The organism is Orrella sp. JC864, assembly GCF_037026685.1.
In the GTDB taxonomy this organism is placed as follows: domain Bacteria; phylum Pseudomonadota; class Gammaproteobacteria; order Burkholderiales; family Burkholderiaceae_B; genus Orrella.
In genome coordinates, this window is record NZ_JBANET010000012.1 from 1 (window position 1) to 17,862 (window position 17,862).

General features: G+C 70.6%; 16 protein-coding genes and 2 riboswitches. Of the genes, 11 read left to right on the forward strand and 5 right to left on the reverse strand.

Annotation, left to right across the window (positions count from 1 at the left end):
* Positions 1-865 precede the first annotated feature (865 nt).
* Positions 866-973, forward strand: a riboswitch (glycine riboswitch).
* A 13-nt stretch (positions 974-986) separates the two neighbouring features.
* Positions 987-1,085, forward strand: a riboswitch (glycine riboswitch).
* An 80-nt stretch (positions 1,086-1,165) separates the two neighbouring features.
* From gcvT to V8Z80_RS12200, 4 genes are all read left to right on the forward strand, one after another.
* On the forward strand, positions 1,166-2,269 hold the full coding sequence (gcvT, locus tag V8Z80_RS12185; protein ID WP_336062134.1) for a glycine cleavage system aminomethyltransferase GcvT: 1,104 nt from the start codon (positions 1,166-1,168) through the stop codon (positions 2,267-2,269).
* 65 nt (positions 2,270-2,334) lie between these two features.
* Positions 2,335-2,715 (forward strand): glycine cleavage system protein GcvH, encoded by a 381-nt coding sequence (gene gcvH / locus V8Z80_RS12190; RefSeq protein WP_155194598.1) that lies wholly within the window; start codon positions 2,335-2,337, stop codon positions 2,713-2,715.
* Positions 2,716-2,770: 55 nt separating this feature from the next.
* Positions 2,771-5,614 (forward strand): aminomethyl-transferring glycine dehydrogenase, encoded by a 2,844-nt coding sequence (gcvP, locus tag V8Z80_RS12195; protein ID WP_336062135.1) that lies wholly within the window; start codon positions 2,771-2,773, stop codon positions 5,612-5,614.
* A 159-nt stretch (positions 5,615-5,773) separates the two neighbouring features.
* Positions 5,774-6,316: a 2,4'-dihydroxyacetophenone dioxygenase family protein gene (locus tag V8Z80_RS12200; RefSeq protein ID WP_155194594.1), complete on the forward strand. Its 543-nt coding sequence runs from the start codon at positions 5,774-5,776 to the stop codon at positions 6,314-6,316.
* Here the strand turns inward: V8Z80_RS12200 and V8Z80_RS12205 are convergent.
* Entirely contained in the window at positions 6,306-7,205 is a 900-nt protein-coding gene (locus tag V8Z80_RS12205; RefSeq protein WP_336062136.1) for a LysR family transcriptional regulator, read from the reverse strand. The two genes, V8Z80_RS12200 and V8Z80_RS12205, sit on opposite strands and share 11 nt — an antisense overlap.
* Positions 7,206-7,336: 131 nt before the next feature.
* Between V8Z80_RS12205 and V8Z80_RS12210 the strand changes: the two genes are divergently transcribed.
* The 7 genes from V8Z80_RS12210 to V8Z80_RS12240 are packed head-to-tail and all read left to right on the forward strand — an operon-like array spanning position 7,337 to position 14,085.
* Complete coding sequence (locus V8Z80_RS12210) at positions 7,337-8,302, forward strand: Bug family tripartite tricarboxylate transporter substrate binding protein (protein WP_155194591.1); 966 nt, start codon at positions 7,337-7,339, stop codon at positions 8,300-8,302.
* 34 nt (positions 8,303-8,336) lie between these two features.
* Complete coding sequence (locus tag V8Z80_RS12215; RefSeq protein WP_155194589.1) at positions 8,337-9,260, forward strand: NAD(P)-dependent oxidoreductase; 924 nt, start codon at positions 8,337-8,339, stop codon at positions 9,258-9,260.
* Positions 9,260-10,108, forward strand: coding sequence for a shikimate dehydrogenase family protein (locus tag V8Z80_RS12220; protein WP_336062137.1), 849 nt, complete (start codon positions 9,260-9,262; stop codon positions 10,106-10,108). The genes V8Z80_RS12215 and V8Z80_RS12220 overlap by 1 nt, the downstream gene beginning before the upstream one ends.
* The gene (locus tag V8Z80_RS12225; protein WP_155194585.1) at positions 10,105-10,899 is read left to right on the forward strand and encodes an SDR family NAD(P)-dependent oxidoreductase; all 795 of its coding nucleotides are present in this window, start codon (positions 10,105-10,107) and stop codon (positions 10,897-10,899) included. The genes V8Z80_RS12220 and V8Z80_RS12225 overlap by 4 nt, the downstream gene beginning before the upstream one ends.
* A gap of 17 nt (positions 10,900-10,916) precedes the next feature.
* Positions 10,917-12,518, forward strand: coding sequence for a GMC family oxidoreductase (locus tag V8Z80_RS12230; RefSeq protein WP_336062208.1), 1,602 nt, complete (start codon positions 10,917-10,919; stop codon positions 12,516-12,518).
* A gap of 24 nt (positions 12,519-12,542) precedes the next feature.
* Positions 12,543-12,962 carry a carboxymuconolactone decarboxylase family protein gene (locus tag V8Z80_RS12235; RefSeq protein WP_155194581.1) on the forward strand — a complete coding sequence of 140 codons (420 nt, stop codon included), beginning with the start codon at positions 12,543-12,545 and terminating at the stop codon, positions 12,960-12,962.
* A 55-nt stretch (positions 12,963-13,017) separates the two neighbouring features.
* Positions 13,018-14,085: a Bug family tripartite tricarboxylate transporter substrate binding protein gene (locus V8Z80_RS12240; protein ID WP_336062138.1), complete on the forward strand. Its 1,068-nt coding sequence runs from the start codon at positions 13,018-13,020 to the stop codon at positions 14,083-14,085.
* Positions 14,086-14,118: 33 nt separating this feature from the next.
* On the opposite strand, the gene V8Z80_RS12245 is transcribed toward V8Z80_RS12240, so the two are convergent.
* Genes V8Z80_RS12245 through V8Z80_RS12260 form a run of 4 tightly spaced genes read right to left on the reverse strand, consistent with a single transcriptional unit; the run spans position 14,119 to position 17,820 of the window.
* Positions 14,119-14,991, reverse strand: a complete 873-nt coding sequence (locus tag V8Z80_RS12245; RefSeq protein ID WP_336062139.1) for an amidohydrolase family protein — start codon at positions 14,989-14,991, stop codon at positions 14,119-14,121.
* 1 nt (position 14,992) lies between these two features.
* The gene (locus V8Z80_RS12250) at positions 14,993-16,060 is read right to left on the reverse strand and encodes an isocitrate/isopropylmalate dehydrogenase family protein (protein WP_336062140.1); all 1,068 of its coding nucleotides are present in this window, start codon (positions 16,058-16,060) and stop codon (positions 14,993-14,995) included.
* 32 nt (positions 16,061-16,092) lie between these two features.
* Positions 16,093-17,151: a Bug family tripartite tricarboxylate transporter substrate binding protein gene (locus V8Z80_RS12255; RefSeq protein ID WP_336062141.1), complete on the reverse strand. Its 1,059-nt coding sequence runs from the start codon at positions 17,149-17,151 to the stop codon at positions 16,093-16,095.
* Between the two features lie 36 nt (positions 17,152-17,187).
* Positions 17,188-17,820: a GntR family transcriptional regulator gene (locus V8Z80_RS12260; protein ID WP_155194574.1), complete on the reverse strand. Its 633-nt coding sequence runs from the start codon at positions 17,818-17,820 to the stop codon at positions 17,188-17,190.
* Positions 17,821-17,862: the final 42 nt, after the last annotated feature.

A 17,862-nucleotide genomic window follows, 5' to 3' on the forward strand; every position in this document is an offset into this window, starting at 1 on the left:
CGCCGTGCGGCGCGGTTGCGCCGCGCCCGGCGCCAGAAATCGCCCGCCACCCCGCCCGGCCTCGGCGGACTGCGTAGGTTGGGCTTGGTCCGGCGCTGGGGGCGGAGTCGTTCTTGCCTGCTTGCCCCACGCCGGTTGAAAAGAGAAAGATCTTGCAGGGCCGCTCAAGCGGGGCGCGCAGGCGCCCCTTCTTTCGCATTCGACCGCCGATTTTGAGGGGGAGGGGCGGCGGGGTAGGGCCGAAGATTTCAGGATTGTGAGAGGCGTGTCATCACCGCCGCTGCCGCCGTCAGTGCCGCTGCCACCCCGGAGTCTGCCAGCGTATCAGCGTAGCTTCCTCAGTAGGGTCTGCCAGTGTTCCAGCGTAGGGGCGGGTTGTCAGAGTCATCAGCGTAGCGGCCAGGCCGCCAGTGTCCCTTCCGCCCTGAGGCTTGCAAGCGGCTCCACACCCAACGCATGCGCCACAGCCCTGAAATCTTCAGGCTTGCCCCGCTGCCCCTCCCTCCCAAAATCGGCGGTCGAATGTTCGCCAGGGGTTGCCTGCGCAACCCCTGGCGAACGGCCCCGCAAGATCTTTCTCTCTTCAAGCGGCGTGGGGCAAGCAGGCAAGAAGAACCAAGCCACCCGGCGGTGGAGCGATCACACGGCTCAGAAGGCCGGCGTGGCCGGGCGGGGTGGCGGGCGATTTCTGGCGCGGGGGCGGCGCGACCGCGCCGCACGCGACGGCATGAGCCCGCCACCCCGACCGGCCCCGCCGGCCGTCAAGAAAGCGACCGCAACCCCCCCGGACCTTGAACAACAACACCACGCGCGCCCCCGCCCTGGCACCCCCACTGCATTTCGAGTTATGCTGTGCAAGTTGTCGATGCATGATGCAGGAGAGTGCGCACGGACCCGGATCCCGGATGTGCCGTGTCGCCGCCGAAGGCGCAATTCGCCCGGAATCGCTCAGGCCCAACAGGGCATCATGCCTTGCCCACGAGGCAGGACAGCACTCTGGAGAGACCCGGCTGCGCGCCGGGCGCCGAAGGGGCAAACCTGCCGCGTGCGGGGCAACTCTCAGGCCAAAGGACAGAGGGGCGGAGCACCTTGGCCGGTGCGGCGGCGGCGTTTGCCGCGCATCGGCATTGACGCAACCGATCCATACCGCTCCGGAGCTTGCCGCATGTCCACCGATCTCAAATCGACCCCCTTGGCGCACCTGCATGAGCAGGCCGGCGCGCGCATGGTGGATTTCGGCGGCTGGCGCATGCCGCTGGCCTACGGTTCGCAGATCGAGGAACACCACGCCGTGCGCCAGGACGCCGGCATGTTCGACGTCTCGCACATGCTCAACGTCGACGTGCAGGGGCCGGCCGCCCAGGCTTTCCTGCGGCATCTGCTGGCCAACGACGTGGCGCGCCTGAAGACGCCCGGCAAGGCCCTGTACTCCTGCATGCTCAATCCCGAAGGCGGCGTCATCGACGACCTGATCGCCTATTTCTTCACGCCTGAAAGCTATCGCCTGGTGGTCAACGCCGGCACGGCCGACAAGGACCTGGCGTGGATGCAGCGGGTGGCGCAGACCCAGGGCTTCGAGGTGCGCATCGCGCCGCGCCGCGACCTGGCCATGATCGCGGTGCAGGGCCCGCAGGCCCGCGCCAAGGTGTGGGCCGCGCGGCCGGGCTGGCAGGCCGCCACCGAAGGGCTGGCCGCGTTTCACGCCGCCCAGGCCGCACCCGGCACGCTGGTGGCCCGCACGGGCTATACCGGCGAGGACGGATTCGAGATCATGGTGCCGGCCGACCAGGCCGCCGCGCTCTGGACCGAGCTGCAAGCCCAGGGCGTGCGGCCCTGTGGCCTGGGCGCGCGTGACACCTTGCGGCTGGAGGCCGGCATGGCGCTCTACGGCCAGGAGATGGACGAGTCCGTGACGCCGGCGCAGGCGGGCCTGTCCTGGACGGTCTGGCTCAAGGATGCCGGGCGCGACTTCATCGGCCGCGAGGCCATCGAACTGGGCGCCGAACCTTGCGCCTTCCTGGGCCTGCAGCTGCAGGAGCGCGGCGTCATGCGCGCCCACATGGCCGTGCGCACGGCCGACGGCGGGCAGGGCGAGGTCACCAGCGGCACCATGTCGCCGACGCTGGGCGTGTCCATTGCCATGGCGCGCCTGCCCGAAGGCGCCAAGCCCGGCGATACGGTCGAGGTGGACATCCGCGGCAAGTGGGTGCCCGCCCGCGTGTGCGCCTTGCCATTCGTGCGCAACGGCAAGCCCGTGCAGCACGCCTGAATGCTTCCCGCCGCCGCATGCCGCATGGCGCGGCGGTCCGATTTTCCTTTTCTCCCGGAGTCCGCATGAACCTGCCCAACGACCGTCAATACGCCCGCACCCACGAATGGATCAAGCCCGAGGGCGATCTGTACGCCGTGGGCATCTCCGATGCCGCCCAGGAGCAGCTGGGCGACCTGGTCTACGTCGGCGACGTGAACGTCGGCGCCAAGCTGGCCGCCGGCGCCACCGCCGGCGTGGTCGAGTCCGTCAAGGCCGCCTCGGACATCTACGCGCCCGTGGCCGGCGAGATCGTCGCCTTCAACGAAGCGCTGCAGGACAACCCCGCCCTGATCAACGAAGACCCCTACGGCGCCTGGATCTTCAAGATCAAGCCCGACGAGCCGGGCAAGACCGAAGGCCTGCTGGACGCCGCCGGCTACCAGGCCGTGGTCGACGCCGGCTAGGCCGATCCGATTCCCTTTTCTTCACCTTACCGCCCCGCAGCAGGAAAGCCAGCCCATGCCCCGCGATTTTGACCCCGCCCGCGACTTCGTGTCGCGCCATATCGGTCCGGCCGAGGACGATCTGCACAAGATGCTCTCGGTGGTCGGCGCCGACAGCCTGCAGGCGCTGATCGAGCAGGTCGTGCCGCCTTCCATCCGGCTGCAGGAGCCGCTGGACCTGCCCGCGCCGCGCAGCGAGCCCGACGTGCTGGCCGAACTGCGCGAGATGGCGGCGCGCAACGAGGTCTATCGCAGCTACATCGGGCAGGGCTACTACGGCACCCACACGCCCAACGTGGTGCTGCGCAACGTGTTGGAGAACCCGGCCTGGTATACGGCCTATACGCCCTACCAGCCCGAGATCTCGCAGGGCCGCCTGGAGGCGCTGCTCAACTTCCAGACCATGGTGGCCGACCTGACCGGGCTGGACATCTCCAATGCCTCGCTGCTGGACGAAGGCACCGCCGCGGCCGAGGCCATGACGCTAGCCCGGCGCGGCAGCCGCAGCGCCAGCCAGGTGTTCTTCGTCTCGCAGCACTGCCATCCGCAGACCATCGAGGTGGTGCGCACGCGCGCCGAGGGCCTGGGCATCGAGCTGGCCATCGGCGACGAGGCGCAGGGCCTGCCGGACTGCTTCGGGGTGCTGCTGCAGTATCCGCAAAGCCTGGGCGCGGTCGGCGACTATCGCGCCCTGGCCGAGTCGGTGCATGCCAAGGGCGGCATCGTGGCCTGCGCCACCGACCTGCTGGCCCTGGCGCTGCTGGCGCCGCCGGGCGAGTGGGGCGCGGACATCGCCGTGGGTTCGGCGCAGCGCTTTGGCGTGCCTTTTGGCTTCGGCGGCCCGCATGCCGGCTTCATGGCCTGCCGCGATGCGCTCAAGCGCAACATGCCCGGACGCCTGGTGGGCGTGTCCAAGGACGCGCAGGGCAAGCCGGCGCTGCGCCTGGCGCTGCAAACGCGCGAGCAGCACATCCGCCGCGAGAAGGCCACTTCCAACATCTGCACCGCCCAGGTGCTGCTGGCCGTGATGGCCGGCCTGTACGCGGTCTGGCACGGCCCGCAGGGCATCGCGGCGATCGCGCGGCGGATCAACGCCCAGGCGGCGCAGCTGCGCGCCGCCTTGCAGGCGGCGGGCCACGAGGTGCTCAACGACAGTTTCTTCGACACGCTGCTGGTGCGCACCGGCTCGCGCACGGCCACCGTGCTGCAGGCCGCCGCGCAGGCGCGCATCAACCTGCGCCACGTGGATGCCGAACGCGTGGCGGTGTCGCTGGACGAGACCGTGACCGATGCGGACCTGGCCGCGCTGGCCGGCGTGTTCGGCGCGCAGCTGGGCGAGGCCGCCGCGGCCGGCGGCATCCCCGCGGCGCTGGCGCGCCAGGGCGCGATCCTGTCGCATCCGGTGTTCTCCAGCGTGAAGTCCGAGACCGACATGCTGCGCTACCTGCGCCGCCTGGCCGACAAGGACCTGGCACTGGACCGCAGCATGATCCCGCTGGGCTCGTGCACCATGAAGCTCAACGCCACGGCCGAGATGATTCCCATCACCTGGCCCGGCTTCGCGCATATCCATCCCTTCGCGCCGGCCTCGCAGACGGCCGGCTATGCCGAGCTGATCGGCAAGCTGTCGCGCGCGCTGTGCGAGATCACCGGCTATGACGCCATCAGCCTGCAGCCCAACTCGGGCGCCCAGGGCGAATACGCCGGGCTGCTGGCCATCCGCGCCTATCACCGGGCGCAGGGCCAGGGCCAGCGCGACATCTGCCTGATCCCGGCTTCGGCGCACGGCACCAACCCGGCCTCGGCGCAGATGGTGGGCATGGAAGTGGTGGTGGTGGCTTCCGATGCGCAGGGCAACGTCGACCTGGACGACCTGGCCGCGCGCATCGCGCAGGCCGGCGACAGGCTGGCCGCGCTGATGATCACCTATCCCTCGACGCACGGCGTATTCGAGGAAAGCATCACGCAGATCTGCGCCATGATCCATGATGCCGGCGGCCAGGTGTACCTGGACGGCGCCAACATGAACGCCATGGTGGGCGTGGCGCGCCCGGGCCGCTTCGGCTCGGACGTCTCGCACCTGAACCTGCACAAGACCTTCTGCATCCCGCACGGCGGCGGCGGGCCGGGCGTGGGCCCCGTGGCCCTGCGCGGCCACCTGGCGCCCTACCTGCCCGGGGTGGTGGGCAGCGACGGCAAGCTGGTGGCCGACACGCCGGTCGGGCCGGTGTCGGCGGCGCCCTACGGTTCGGCGGGCATCCTGCCGATCCCCTACGTGTACATCGCGCTGATGGGCGCGCAGGGCCTGCGCCGCGCCACCGAGGTGGCCATCCTGAACGCCAACTACATCGCCACGCGCCTGAAGGACCACTACAAGGTGCTCTATACCGGCCGCAACGGCCGCGTGGCCCACGAGTGCATCCTGGACGTGCGTCCGCTCAAGGATTCCAGCGGGGTCAGCGCCGAGGACATCGCCAAGCGCCTGATCGACTATGGCTTTCATGCCCCCACCATGAGCTTTCCGGTGGCCGGCACGCTGATGGTCGAGCCCACCGAGTCCGAAGGCCTGCACGAGCTGGACCGCTTCATCGACGCCATGATCGCCATCCGCCAGGAGATCGCCCAGATCGAGCGCGGCGAGCGCGACCGCGACGACAACGTGCTGCGCAACGCCCCGCATACCGCCCAGACGCTGCTGGCCGAGGACTGGCACCACGACTACCCGCGCCAGCAGGCCGCCTATCCGGTGGCCTCGCTGCGCGAGGGCAAGTACTGGCCGCCGGTGGCCCGGGTGGACAACGCCTACGGCGACCGTAACCTGGTGTGCGCCTGCCCGCCGCTGGAGGCCTACGCGAGCTGACCTGGGGTCCGGCCCATCCCGGGGGAACTGTGAAATTGCGTCACAAGCCATTGGCGCCAGGCCCGTTCCGGTACGAAGCCGCTTGCGGATACGCTGCCGCTTCGGTCGCGCCATGCCTAGCCGGCAAGGCGCGTCGCCCAGCCAGCTATCGGAGAGCCCATGCAAGACGCCGTACAGAACCAGCCGGATACCCGCGCCATTCCTTATCAACTGCCCCAGGTGCCGTACATGAGCGCCGACCTGGTGGTGGGCAACGTCCTGGACCTGGCCCTGCAGGACGACGAGAAATGGGTGCCCGTGACCGACGCGGTGTCCTTCAAGCCGCTGCTGCTCTCGACCACCGGCGGCTACTACGTCAACCTGCTGCGCGTGCGGCGCAGCGGCGTGCTGTCCCGCCACCGCCATACCGGCGCCGTGCACGCGCTGGTGCTCAAGGGGCGCTGGTACTACCTGGAGCACGACTGGGTGGCCGAACAGGGCGCCTTCGCCTTCGAGCCGCCGGGCGAGACGCATACCCTGTACGTGCCCGAGGACGTGCAGGAAATGATCACCTGGTTCCATGTGCAGGGCGGCTATACCTACGTCGATCCGCAGGGCAGGGCGGTGGGCTACGAGGATGTCTTCACCAAGCTGCAGGCCGCCCGGCAGCACTATCGCGGCCTGGGCCTGCCCGACAGCTACCTGGAACAGTTCATCCGCTGAACCGGCCGTCGTGGCCGAAACGCTCGAACAGGAAGTCCAGGAAGACCCGCACCTTGGGGCTGAGGAACTTGCGGCTCTTGTAGACCACGAACAGCGGCTCCTCATGCTGCGGCTGGAACGATTCGAGCACCGGCACCAGGCGCCCCGCCGCGATCTCGCCGTCGATGTGGAAGGCGGCCAGGCGCACCAGCCCCGCCCCGTGCAAGGCGAGCTGCATCAGCATGTCCCCCTGGTCGGCCCCCAGGTTGCCCTGCGCGGCCACGCCGTCGGGTTCGGTCGTGAAGGGCCAGGTGTTCCAGTGGGTGCGGTGGGTGAAGTTCAGGCAATTGTGCTGCGCCAGGTCGGCCGGGGTGCGCGGCGCGCCGTGCCGGCGCAGGTATTCGGGCGAGGCGCAGACGATCCAGCGGCTGGTCAGCAGCCGGCGTGCGATCAGCGAGGAGTCGGGCAGCGTGCCGCTGTGGATGGCCACGTCGATGTCGTGCTCGACCATGTCCAGCGGATCGTTGCTTAGCAGGAAATCGATGCTCAAGCCCGGATGCGCGGCCAGGAAGCCGCCGATGGCCGGCGCCAGCTGGTACTTGGCGAAGGTGAACAGGCAATGCACCCGCAGCTTGCCGCGCGCCTGCCCCGCGTGGGTCTGCAGGGCGTTCTCGGCCTCGGTCAGGGCCTCGATCACGCGCAGGCCTTCCCGGTGCAGGGTCCGCCCGGCCGGCGTGAGCTTGACGTCGCGCGAGGTGCGTTCGAACAGCAGGGTGCCCAGCCGCGCCTCCATGCGCGAGATGGTCTTGCTCACGGCGGAAGGCGAGCGCGACAGCCGGCGCGCGGCCGCGGAGAAGCCGCCCGTCTCGACCACGGTGATGAACAGTTCAAGTTCGGCCAGCTGGTTCAACGATCGCCTCCGTCTGTGAATTTTCTTCAAATGCCTGTGCCGCCGGGCGCCTTCCCGAGCCGGCGTGCGCGCTGCATCATCGCCAGGCGGTAAGGTTACCGTCCCACGAGATCACTAGACAGGAGACAAGCATGCTCAAGCGCGCCTTGGCGGCGATGGCCGCGAGCCTAACGTTTCTGGCCCCCGCGGTCCAGGCCTTTCCCGACAAGCCGGTGCGCATCGTCGTGCCCTTCAGCCCCGGCGGCGGCACCGACATTCTCGCGCGCCAGGTCGCCGAAGGGCTGGCCACCTCCGAAAAATGGAACGTGGTGGTGGAGAACCGCCCGGGCGGCAACGGCGCGGTGGCGCTGTCCTCCGTGGCGCGGGCGCCGGCCGACGGCTACCAGGTGGTGCTGGCCTTGCGCGAGAACATCGTGATCGCGCCCTTGCTGAACCAGGGCGCCGGCAACTTCGATCCGCTCAAGGATTTCACCTCCATCGTGCATATCGCCGATGCGCCGATGGTGGTGGCCACCGGGCCGAACAGCGGCCTGCAGAGCATGGAGCAGGTGATGCGCCAGGCGCGCGAGCAGCCGGGGCGGCTGCGCTTCGGCACCTCGGGGCAGGGCAGCATGTCGCACCTGCTGCTTGCCCTGCTGGACAAGGCCGCCAACGTGCCCATGACGCACGTGCCGTACAAGGGCTCGAACCCCGCGCTGACCGACCTGGTGGGCGGGCATGTGGAGCTGGTCGGCGGCTCGATCGCCTCGGCCAAGTCCTTCATCGAAAGCGGCCGCATCACGCCGCTGGCCGTCTCCTCGGCGCAGCGCGTGGCCGCGCTGCCGCAGGTGCCCACCATCGCGGAGCTGGGCCAGCCCGGCTTCGAGGTGGTGACCTGGTACGGCTTCTTCGGCCCGGCGGGCATGCCGCAGGAGGTGGTGCAGACCCTGAACGCGGCCGTCAACAAGGTGCTGCAGGCGCCGGCCATGCAGCGCATCCTGGCCGAGCAGGGCATGCAGACGCGCATCGGCACGCCCGGCGATTTCGACAAGCTGTTTCGCGAGGATTACGAGGGTCTGTCGCGGCAGATGGGCGAGCTGGACATGAACGCCAACTGAGCCGGCGCACGGCTCGCACAAAGGAGTATTGGTCATGAGCGATCAGGATGTCGCCGGCTTCGTCGGCCTGGGCGCGATGGGCGCGGCCATCGCGCGCCGCCTGCTGCAGGCCGGCGTGCGCCTGCATGTGTACGATCCGGACGCCTCGCGCATGCAGGCGCTGGCCGCGCTGGGCGCGGTGGCGCACGAAGGGCCGCGCGCCGTGGCGGACGCCGCCCCGGTGGTCTATGCCTGCCTGCCCGGCGCCCAGGTCAGCCGCCAGGTGGCTTATGGCGAGGGCGGCGTGCTGGGCGGCCGGGCGCTGCGCGTCTACGTCGAGATGTCCACCATCGGCCGCACGCCGGTGATGGATATCGCGCGGGCCTTGCACGAGCACGGCGTGGCGGTGGTCGATGCGCCGGTCAGCGGGGGCCCGCGCGGGGCGCAGGCCGGCACGCTGTCCATCATCCTGTCCGGCCCGGCGCAGGCGCGCGAGCGCATCCGCGCGCAGGTGCGGGCCATGGGCAAGGGCGTGTTCGAGGTCGGCGAGCAGCCCGGCCAGGCGCAGATGATGAAGCTGGTCAACAACCTGATCTCGGCCGCCAACATGGTGTCGGCCTACGAGGCGCTGGTGCTGGGCGCCAAGGCCGGGCTGGACCCGGACCAGATGGTCGAGATCATCAACGTGAGCACCGGGCGCAACAGCGCCACGCTGGACAAGGTGCCCAAGTCCATCCTGCCCGGCACCTTCGACTATGGCGCCAGCATCCGCACCATCCACAAGGACGTGACGCTGGGCCTGGAGGAGGCGCAGGCGCTGCGCGTGCCGATGTGGCTGGGCCATAGCGTGCGGCAGGCCTGGGAGTTCGCCGTGACGCAGGGCGGCGAGGACCTCGATTTCACGGCCCTGATCCGCTACATGGAGGATTGGGCCGGCGTGCAGGTGCGCAGCCGCAAGAACGGCAAGGAGCCGGCTTGATGCGCGAGATCACGGGCAAGACGGCGCTGTATTGCATCCTGGCCGACCCGATCGGCCACGTGCAGACGCCGCAGCTGGTCAACCGCCTGATGCGCGAGCAGGACCGCGACGGCGTCATGGTGCCGGTGCACGTGCGGCCGGACGACCTGCCGCAGATGATGGCCGCGCTGCGGCGCGCCGGCAACCTGCGCGGCATGGTGGTGACGGTGCCGCACAAGATGGCGGCGCTGCCGCTGTGCGACGCGCTCGAAGGCGACGCCGCGCAGATCGGGGCGGTGAACGTGGTGCGCCGCGAGGCCGGGGGGCGCCTGGTGGGCGGCATGCTGGACGGCCAGGGCTTCGTGCGGGGATTGCGGGCGCTGGGCTTCGTGCCGGCAGGCGCCTCGGTCTACCTGGCCGGGGCCGGCGGGGCGGCCAGCGCCATCGCCTTTGCCCTGGCGCGCGCCGGCATCGGCAGCCTGAGCATCGCCAATCGCGGCCAGGCCCGCTACCAGGCGCTGGCCGAGCGGCTGGCCCGGCACCATCCGGCGCTGCCGGTGCGTGCGGCCGGTGCCGATGCGTCCGGGCATGCGCTGGTGATCAACGCCACCTCGCTGGGCATGTCGCCCGGCGATCCGCCCCCTCTGGCGCTGGAAAGCCTGGACGCGGGCCAATGGGTGGCCGACATCATCATGGAGCCGGCCCAGACGGCGCTGCTGGCGCAGGCGCGGCGCATCGGCGCGCGCACGTACGGCGGGCTGGGCATGTTGCAGGCGCAAGTGGCCGACATGGTGGCGTTTTTCGACGCCGGCCAGCCGGCGCAGGCCGGCGCGCATCACGCCGGCCCAACCGAAAGGAGCATGGGATGAGGCTGAAGGACAAGGTCGCCGTGGTGATCGGCGCGGGGCAAAGCCCCGGACAGACGGTGGGCAACGGGCGGGCGACGGTGCTGCGCTTCGTGCAGGAAGGCGCACAGGTGCTGGCGGTGGACCGCGACGCGGATTCGGCCGCCGAGACGGCGGCCCAGGCGGGGGCGGCCTGCGTGCCGTGGCAGGCCGACGTGCTCAGCGAGCAGCAGATCGCCGCGGCGCTGGCCCAGGCGCAGCAGCGCTGGGGGCGCATCGACATCCTGCACTACAACGTGGGCATCAGCGTGTCCGGGGGCGACGCCGACCCGCTGGAAATCACCGAGACCGCCTTCGACCGCATCTGCGCCATCAATCTGCGCGGCTGCGTGATGGCCGGCAAGCACGTGCTGCCCATCATGCGCGCCCAGGGCAGCGGGGTCATCCTGACCACGGCCTCGGTATCGGCCTGGCAGCGCTATCCCTGGGTGGCCTACAAGGCTTCCAAGGCCGGCATGATCGCCTATACGCAGCAGCTGGCCATCGAGAACGCCGCCTATGGCATCCGCGCCAACGCCATCCTGCCCGGCCTGATGGATACGCCCATGGCCGTCGATACGCGGGCGCAGTCCTTCGGGCGGGCGCGCGAGGACGTGGTGGCCGAGCGCAACGCCCGCGTGCCGCTGCGCGGCCGCATGGGCACGGCCTGGGACGTGGCCAATGCCGCGGTGTTCCTGGCATCGGACGAGGCCGGCTTCATCACCGGCGTGGAACTGCCGGTGGACGGCGGCGCCCTGGTCAACATCGTGCGCTAGGGACGGCCATGGCCCAGATCGATACCTACGACTACGTCATCGTCGGCGGCGGCACGGCCGGCTGCATCCTGGCCAACCGCCTGAGCGCGGACGGCCGCAGCACCGTGGCCTTGCTGGAGGCCGGCGAGCCGGGACGTGGCCTGTGGGTGGGCATACCGGCGGGCTTTACCAAGCTGCTGACGCACCCGCGCTGGAACTGGGGCTTTCGCAGCGAGCCCGAGCCGGGCACCTGCGACCGGCCCATCGCCATCCCGCGCGGCAAGGGCCTGGGCGGCTCGACGCTGATCAACGGGATGATCTATGTGCGCGGCCAGCCCGGCGACTACGACGCGTGGGCGCAGGCCGGCGCGCGCGGCTGGAGCCATGCCGATGTCGCACCCTACTTCGAGAAGCTGGAGCAGACCACGGTCGGCGGCGCGGGCCGCGGACGCAGCGGCCCCATGCACATCACCGAGGTGGCCGAGCGGTTTCCGATTTCGGAGGCCTTCCTGCAGGCCGCCGGCCAGGACGGCTGGCCGCGCAATCCGGACTACAACGGCGCCAGCCAGGAGGGCGTGGGCTACTACCAGGTCTGCCAGCATCGGGGCCGGCGCTGGAGCGTGGCCGACGGCTATCTGCGGCCGGCATTGCGCCGGCGCAACCTGGACGTGCGCACGCAGGTCCATGTCACCTCGCTGGTGCTCGAACAGGGCCGCTGCACCGGCGTGCGCTTGCGGCGCGCCGACGGCAGCACCTCGCAGCTGCGCGCCCGGCACAGCGTGGTGCTGACGGCCGGGGCGGTGCAGTCGCCGCAGCTGCTGGAGCTCTCGGGCATCGGCAGCCCGCAGGTGCTGGCGGCCGCCGGCATCCCGGTGGCCCATGCGCTGGCAGGCGTGGGCGAGAACTATATCGACCACTACGCCACGCGCATGAACTGGCGGGTGCGCGGGGCCAGGACGCTGAACGAGTCCACCCGCGGCCTGTCGCTGGCCGCGGCGGTGGCCCGCTACGCGGTGCAGCGCCGCGGCATCCTGACGCTGGGCACCGGACTGGCCTTCGGTTTCGTCAAGACCGACCCTGCGATGCCCACCCCGGACGTGCAGTATTTCTTCATGCATGCCAGCTATGCCGATGCCGCGGTGCGCAAGCTGGACCGCCTGCCGGGCATGACCCTGGGCGTGGCGCAGCTGCGGCCGCGGTCGCGCGGCAGCATCCACGTGGCCAGCGCCGACCCGCACGCCGCGCCGGCGATCCGGCCCAACCTGCTGACCCATCCGCAGGACCAGCGCTGCCTGATCGACGGCATGCGCATCGCCCGGCGCATCGTCGAGCAGCCGGCCATGGCGCGCTACGTGCAGGCCGAGCTGAACCCCGGTCCGCAGGTGCAGACCGATGCGCAATGGCTGGAGTTCGCGCGGCGCACCGGCCAGACCATCTACCACCCCATCGGCACCTGCCGCATGGGCGAGGACGAGCACGCCGTGGTCGACAGCAGGCTGCGCGTGCGCGGGCTGCAGGGCCTGCGCGTGGCCGATGCCTCGGTGATGCCCGCGATGGTGTCGGGCAACACCCAGGCAGCGGTGATGATGATCGCCGAGAAGGCGGCCGACCTGCTGCTGCAGGACGCCCGCTCGGCATGACTTTCTATTTTTCAAGGAGCAGCCATGCAAGACGACAAGCCTTTTGACCCGGTTACCCCCGAGACCGTGGCGCTGGGCCACAAGAACCGCCGCGCCACCCTGGGCGACAAGTATGTGGACCAATCCATCGCGCGCGCCCAGCAGGACGATTTCTTCGCGCCCCTGCAGGAAGCGGTGACCGGCCTGGCCTGGGGCGCCATCTGGGGGCGTCCGGGCCTGACGGCCAAGGAGCGCAGCCTGATCACCGTCAGCGTGCTGATCGCCACCGGCCGGCGCCACGAGCTGGCGCTGCACCTGAACGGCGCGCTGAACAACGGCTGGACCCGCAAGCAGGTCCAGGAAATCCTGCTGCATGCGGCCTGCTATTGCGGCATGCCGGCGGCGGTGGACGGTTTCCGGATCGCCAAGGAAGTGCTCGACGAGCGCGCGCAGTCCGGGCAGTAGCGCCGCGACGCGGGCAGGCCCCGCGCCGGTGAATCATTCACGAGGAGACACAATCATGATCGACACAATGGGGAATGTGAAGAACGCCTTGCGCCGCGCGCTGGGCTTGGGGCGGGGGCGGGCCGCGCGAGACCGCGCCGCGCTAGGCCTGGCTGCGCTGGGGCTGGCTGCGCTGGGGCTGGCCGCCGTGCCGGCCGCGCAGGCGCAGGACTATCCCGCGCGGCCCGTGACCTTGCTGGTGCCCTTTACCGGCGGCGGCGCGACCGACGTGCTGGCGCGCGCGGTCGCCGAAGGCCTGGCCAAGGAGCTCAAGCAGCCCGTCATCGTCGAGAACGTGCCCGGCGCGGGCGGCTCGGTGGGGCAGGCGCGCGCGGCGCGCTCGCCGGCCGACGGCTACACGCTGCTGCTGGGCAACGTCGGCACGCTGGCCGCCAATGCCTCGCTGTACCGCAACCTGTCCTACGACATACTGGCCGACTTCACCGCCTTGGCCTCGGTGGGCGATGCGCCGCAGGTGCTGTCCATCCGCGCCGATTTCCCGGCGCGCACGCTCGAGGAGTTCGCGGACTACGCCAGGCAGAACGGCGAACGGATGAACTCGGGCACGGCGGGCGTGGGCTCGGGCTCGTTCCTGGGCGGCGTGGTGCTGAACGAGGCGCTGGGCATCAAGGTGCCCCCGGTGCATTACCGCGGCGCCGCGCAGACGATCGCCGACGTCATGGCCGGCCACATCGACTACACCATCGAAAGCAGCAGCACCGCGGTCGGCTCCATCGCCTCGGGCAAGGTGCGCGGCCTGGTGGTGCTGCGTCCCGAGCGCGTCGCGGTGCTGCCCGACGTGCCGGCCGCCGGCGAGACCCGCTATCCCGGCCTGCACTACGACATCTGGAACATGATGCTGGTGCCCAAGGGCGTGCCCGAGCCGGTGCTGGAAAAGCTCAATGCCGCCATCAACCGCGCCCTGGCCACGCCTGCGCTGCGCCAGCGCTACGAGCAGATGGGCGTGGCGCTGCCCAGCCAGGAGCATCGCTCGCTGGCCGGCTCCGCCGAACTGCTGCGCAGCGAGGTGGCACGCTGGAAGACGCTGCTCGAGCAGGCCGGCGTCAAGCCCGATGGCGCCTGAGCCTGGCACCGGCGCCGCGGGGCGCCGGCGCGGCTAGCCGAAGTCGTACAGCCGCGCCGGGTTGTCCGCCAGCACTTGCCGGCGCAGGCCCGCATCGGGCAGCCAGGCGTGGATCTCGCGCAGCAGGTGCGACGGCGCGATCCGGCGATAGGCGCTGACCTCGGTGGGGCGCTTGCCGGGCTCGCGGTTGGTGTGCGGCCAGTCGCTGGCCCATAGCATGCGGGCCGGATTGGCCTGCAGCAGCGCGCGGGCCAGCGCGGCGACCTGCTCCTGATCCTGATCCTGGGCCTGGCCGCCGCCGGCGATGCGGTACGAGGCCGACAGCTTGACGTATGCCATGCCGCTGGCGGCCATCTCCAGCACCCGCTCGACGCGGGCGTCCTGCAGCGGCGTGCCGGCGGGGATCATGGCGAAGTGGTCCAGCACGATCGGAACGGGCAGGCCGGCAAGCAAGGGCGCGGCCTGCGCGATCGCGTCCAGCGAGGCATACACCTGCAGGTGCCAGCCCAGCCCGGCGATGCGGCCGGCCCACTGGCGCAACGCGCCGGCGATGGCTTGCGGGTCGCTGCGGCCCAGGCTTTCCAGGTTGATCCGCAGGCCGCGCACGCCGCCCAGGTGCAGGCGCCGCAGTTCGGCTTGGCCGGCCTGCGGATCCGCCACGGCCACGCCCCGCGCCGCGCCGGGCAGGGCCGCCAGGCTTTCCAGCAGGCATTGGTTGTCGGTGCCGTAGACGCTGGGCTGCACGATCACGGCGCGCGCCAGGCCCAGGCGCGCCAGGTGCGCGCGCAGGTCCTGTACCGCGGCCGGGCCGGGCGTGTAGGCGCGCTCGGGCACCATCGGGTGGCGCGGGTCGATGACGTGCACGTGGCAATCGCAGGCCAGCGCGGGCAAGGCGTTCGCCGGCATGTCAGCCTCGCAGGGCCGCCAGGCGGCGCACGAAGGCCTGGCCGGCCTCGCGGGTGCCCAGCGTGCCGCCCACGTCGCGCGTGCATTCGCCTGCCTGGATGGTCTGGGCGATGACCGCCTCGATGGCGGCCGCCGCCTCGGCGTAGCGCGGCAGCCCCTTGCGCTGGCCGTGCCAGTTCAGCAGCATCGCGGCCGACAGGATCAGCGAAATGGGATTGGCCACGTTCCGGCCGGCGATGTCGGGCGCAGAGCCGTGCGCCGCCTGGCCCATGGCGTGGTCGCGGCCGGCATTGAGCGAGCCGCCCAGGCCCAGGCTGCCCGACAGCTCGGCGGTCAGGTCCGACAGGATGTCGCCGAACATGTTGGTGGTGACGATGACGTCGTAGCGCTGCGGCGCGCGCACCACGTGGGCCATCATGGCGTCGACGATGACCTCGTCGATGCCCACCTCGGGAAACTCGCGGCCCACTTCGCGGCATACGTCGATGAACATGCCGTCGCCCAGCTTGAGCACGTTGGCCTTGTGCACGATGGTCACGTGCTTTCTGCGGGTCATGGCCAGCTCGAAGGCCGAGCGGGCGATGCGTTCGCAGCAGGGGCGGGTGATGCGGCGCAGCGACACCACCACGTCGGGGGTGATCAGCATCTCGCTGCTGCCCGATTCGATGTTGCGGTCGGCGTAGAAGCCTTCGGTGTTCTCGCGCACCACCACCAGGTCGAATTCGCCCAGGCGCGCCTGCATGCCGGGGTAGGTGCGGGCCGGGCGGATGTTCGCATGCAGGTCCAGGCATTTGCGGAAGAACTTCGAGGGATTGATCTCGCCGCGCGATTCGTCCTTGAAGTCGTAGGTGGCCATCGGCCCGAGCATCAGGCCGTCGGCCTGCCTGACCTTCTCCAGCAGCGCGGGCGTGACCGTGGCGCCGTGGCGCTTGAGGCTTTCGTGCCCGGCCACATCGTGTTCCAGGCGCAAGCCCAGGTCAAAGCGCGCATCGGCGGCCTGCAGCACGTCCACGGCGACGGCCATGGTTTCGGGGCCGATGCCATCGCCAGGCAGTACGACGATCTTCATTGTCTGTTCCTTGAAAAGTCGAAGGGGTACGGTCAAACCGGCTCGATGCCCACGGCAGACACCAGGTCCCGGTACTTGCCGGTCTCGGCCTGCACGAACTGCCGGAAGGCCTCGGGCGTATTGGCCTGCACGGCGGCGTTGTCGGCCTCGAATCGCTGCCGGATGGCCGGCTGCGCCACGATGGCGTTGATCTCGCGGTTCAGCCGCGCCACGATTTCATCGGGCGTGCCGGCCGGCACGAACACCCCGCCCCACAGGCTGAACTGGAAACCGGGCAGCACGGACTCGGCCACGGTCGGCACCTGCGGCAGCGCCGCCAGCCGCTGGGCGGTCGAGACGGCCAGCACGCGCAGCTTGCCGGCCTTGACGTGCGGCATGGCCGCCGAGGCGCTGGAGAAAAAGAAGTCCACATGCCCGCCCAGCAGGTCGGTCATGGCCTGGCCGGCGCCCTTGTAGGGCACGTGGACCATGCGGGTCTGCGTGCCCAGCGCCAGGGCGGCCGCGGCCAGGTGCCCGGGCGTGGCCGCGCCCGAAGAGGCGTAGGAAAGCTGCTCGGGCCGCTGCGCCGCCGCCTCCAGCAGGGCGCCCAGGTCCGGATAGGGCGAGTTGGCCGGCACGGCCAGCACCAGCGGCGCATCGCCCACCAGCACCACGGGCTTGAGATCCTTGAGCGGATCGTAGCCGGGTGTCTGCATGGCGAAGACATTGACCGCGATCTCGCCGGTCTGGCCCAGCAGCAGGGTGTGTCCGTCGGCGGCGGCGCGCGCCACCAGCCGCGTGCCGATCGACCCGGAAGCCCCGGGGCGGTTGTCGACGATGACGGTCTGGCCCAGCGCCTGGCCCAGCGGGTCGGCGATCAGCCGCGCAAAGACGTCGCCTTGTCCGCCGGGGGCGTAGGGCACGATGAAGGTCAGCGGTTGGGAAGGGTACTGGGCGGCGGCGCGCAGCGGCCCGGGCAGGGCCGCGCCCAGCAGGCCGCCGGCCAGCCCCAGCAGGACGGCGCGGCGGCCGGTGGCGCGGCCTGGCCGGGCGGACGCCAGGGCGGGCTGGCAGGCGGCGCCCGGGGCGGGGCGGGGGAATCGATGCGGCATGGTTGCTCCTCGGTCTGTCGTGGTGTCTTGCCGTGCTCAGCCTTGGCGCAGCAGCTTGAGCCGCTCCAGCAGCGCCTGGTGGATGTGGTGCTGCGCGGCGCCCTGGGCGCGCTGCGGGTCGCGTTCGCGTATGGCCGCCAGGATGAGCCGGTGTTCGTCGTCCGAGCGCCGGGCGCGCTCGGGGCTGCTGAGCGTGCTGCGCCCCAGCAGGTAGGTGGTGTCGGTCAACGATTGCAGCGAGCGCAGCAGGTAGCGGTTGTGCGCGGCGCTGTAGATGGCCTGGTGAAAGCGCAGGTTCTGGGCCACGGGATCGCCGCCGTCGCCTTCGTCCAGGATGGCCTGCATGTGCACGAGGTCGGCCTCGGTGGCGTGGCGCGCGGCAAAGGCGGCGGCCGCGCCTTCGAGCACCTGGCGCATGGCGTAGAGCTCGCCGACTTCCTGCTGGTCCATGCTGGCGACCACCAGGCCGCGGCCGGGCTCGCGGGTGATCAGGCCTTCGTCCTCGATGCGCTTGAGCGCCTCGCGCACCGGCGTGCGGCCCATGTCCAGCAGCTTGGCGACTTCGACTTCGCGCAGCCTGTCCGAGGCGGTGAACGCCCCGCTGAGGATGCGGCGCTTGATTTCGTTATAGGCGGCATAGGCCTGGGAGTTGCCCGGTGTGATCGGCATGTGGGTCCCTGTATTTTTGTATATTTTTGCATACAAAAAAAC

What these genes read in the sequence shown, in the direction of transcription:
- gcvT (WP_336062134.1), top strand. Translation starts at nt 1,166, where the DNA reads ATGTCCACCGATCTCAAATCGACCCCCTTGGCGCACCTGCATGAGCAG.
- gcvH (WP_155194598.1), top strand. Translation starts at nt 2,335, where the DNA reads ATGAACCTGCCCAACGACCGTCAATACGCCCGCACCCACGAATGGATC.
- gcvP (WP_336062135.1), top strand. Translation starts at nt 2,771, where the DNA reads ATGCCCCGCGATTTTGACCCCGCCCGCGACTTCGTGTCGCGCCATATC.
- V8Z80_RS12200 (WP_155194594.1), top strand. Translation starts at nt 5,774, where the DNA reads ATGCAAGACGCCGTACAGAACCAGCCGGATACCCGCGCCATTCCTTAT.
- V8Z80_RS12210 (WP_155194591.1), top strand. Translation starts at nt 7,337, where the DNA reads ATGCTCAAGCGCGCCTTGGCGGCGATGGCCGCGAGCCTAACGTTTCTG.
- V8Z80_RS12215 (WP_155194589.1), top strand. Translation starts at nt 8,337, where the DNA reads ATGAGCGATCAGGATGTCGCCGGCTTCGTCGGCCTGGGCGCGATGGGC.
- V8Z80_RS12220 (WP_336062137.1), top strand. Translation starts at nt 9,260, where the DNA reads ATGCGCGAGATCACGGGCAAGACGGCGCTGTATTGCATCCTGGCCGAC.
- V8Z80_RS12225 (WP_155194585.1), top strand. Translation starts at nt 10,105, where the DNA reads ATGAGGCTGAAGGACAAGGTCGCCGTGGTGATCGGCGCGGGGCAAAGC.
- V8Z80_RS12235 (WP_155194581.1), top strand. Translation starts at nt 12,543, where the DNA reads ATGCAAGACGACAAGCCTTTTGACCCGGTTACCCCCGAGACCGTGGCG.
- V8Z80_RS12240 (WP_336062138.1), top strand. Translation starts at nt 13,018, where the DNA reads ATGATCGACACAATGGGGAATGTGAAGAACGCCTTGCGCCGCGCGCTG.
- V8Z80_RS12245 (WP_336062139.1), bottom strand. Translation starts at nt 14,991, where the DNA reads ATGCCGGCGAACGCCTTGCCCGCGCTGGCCTGCGATTGCCACGTGCAC.
- V8Z80_RS12250 (WP_336062140.1), bottom strand. Translation starts at nt 16,060, where the DNA reads ATGAAGATCGTCGTACTGCCTGGCGATGGCATCGGCCCCGAAACCATG.
- V8Z80_RS12255 (WP_336062141.1), bottom strand. Translation starts at nt 17,151, where the DNA reads ATGCCGCATCGATTCCCCCGCCCCGCCCCGGGCGCCGCCTGCCAGCCC.
- V8Z80_RS12260 (WP_155194574.1), bottom strand. Translation starts at nt 17,820, where the DNA reads ATGCCGATCACACCGGGCAACTCCCAGGCCTATGCCGCCTATAACGAA.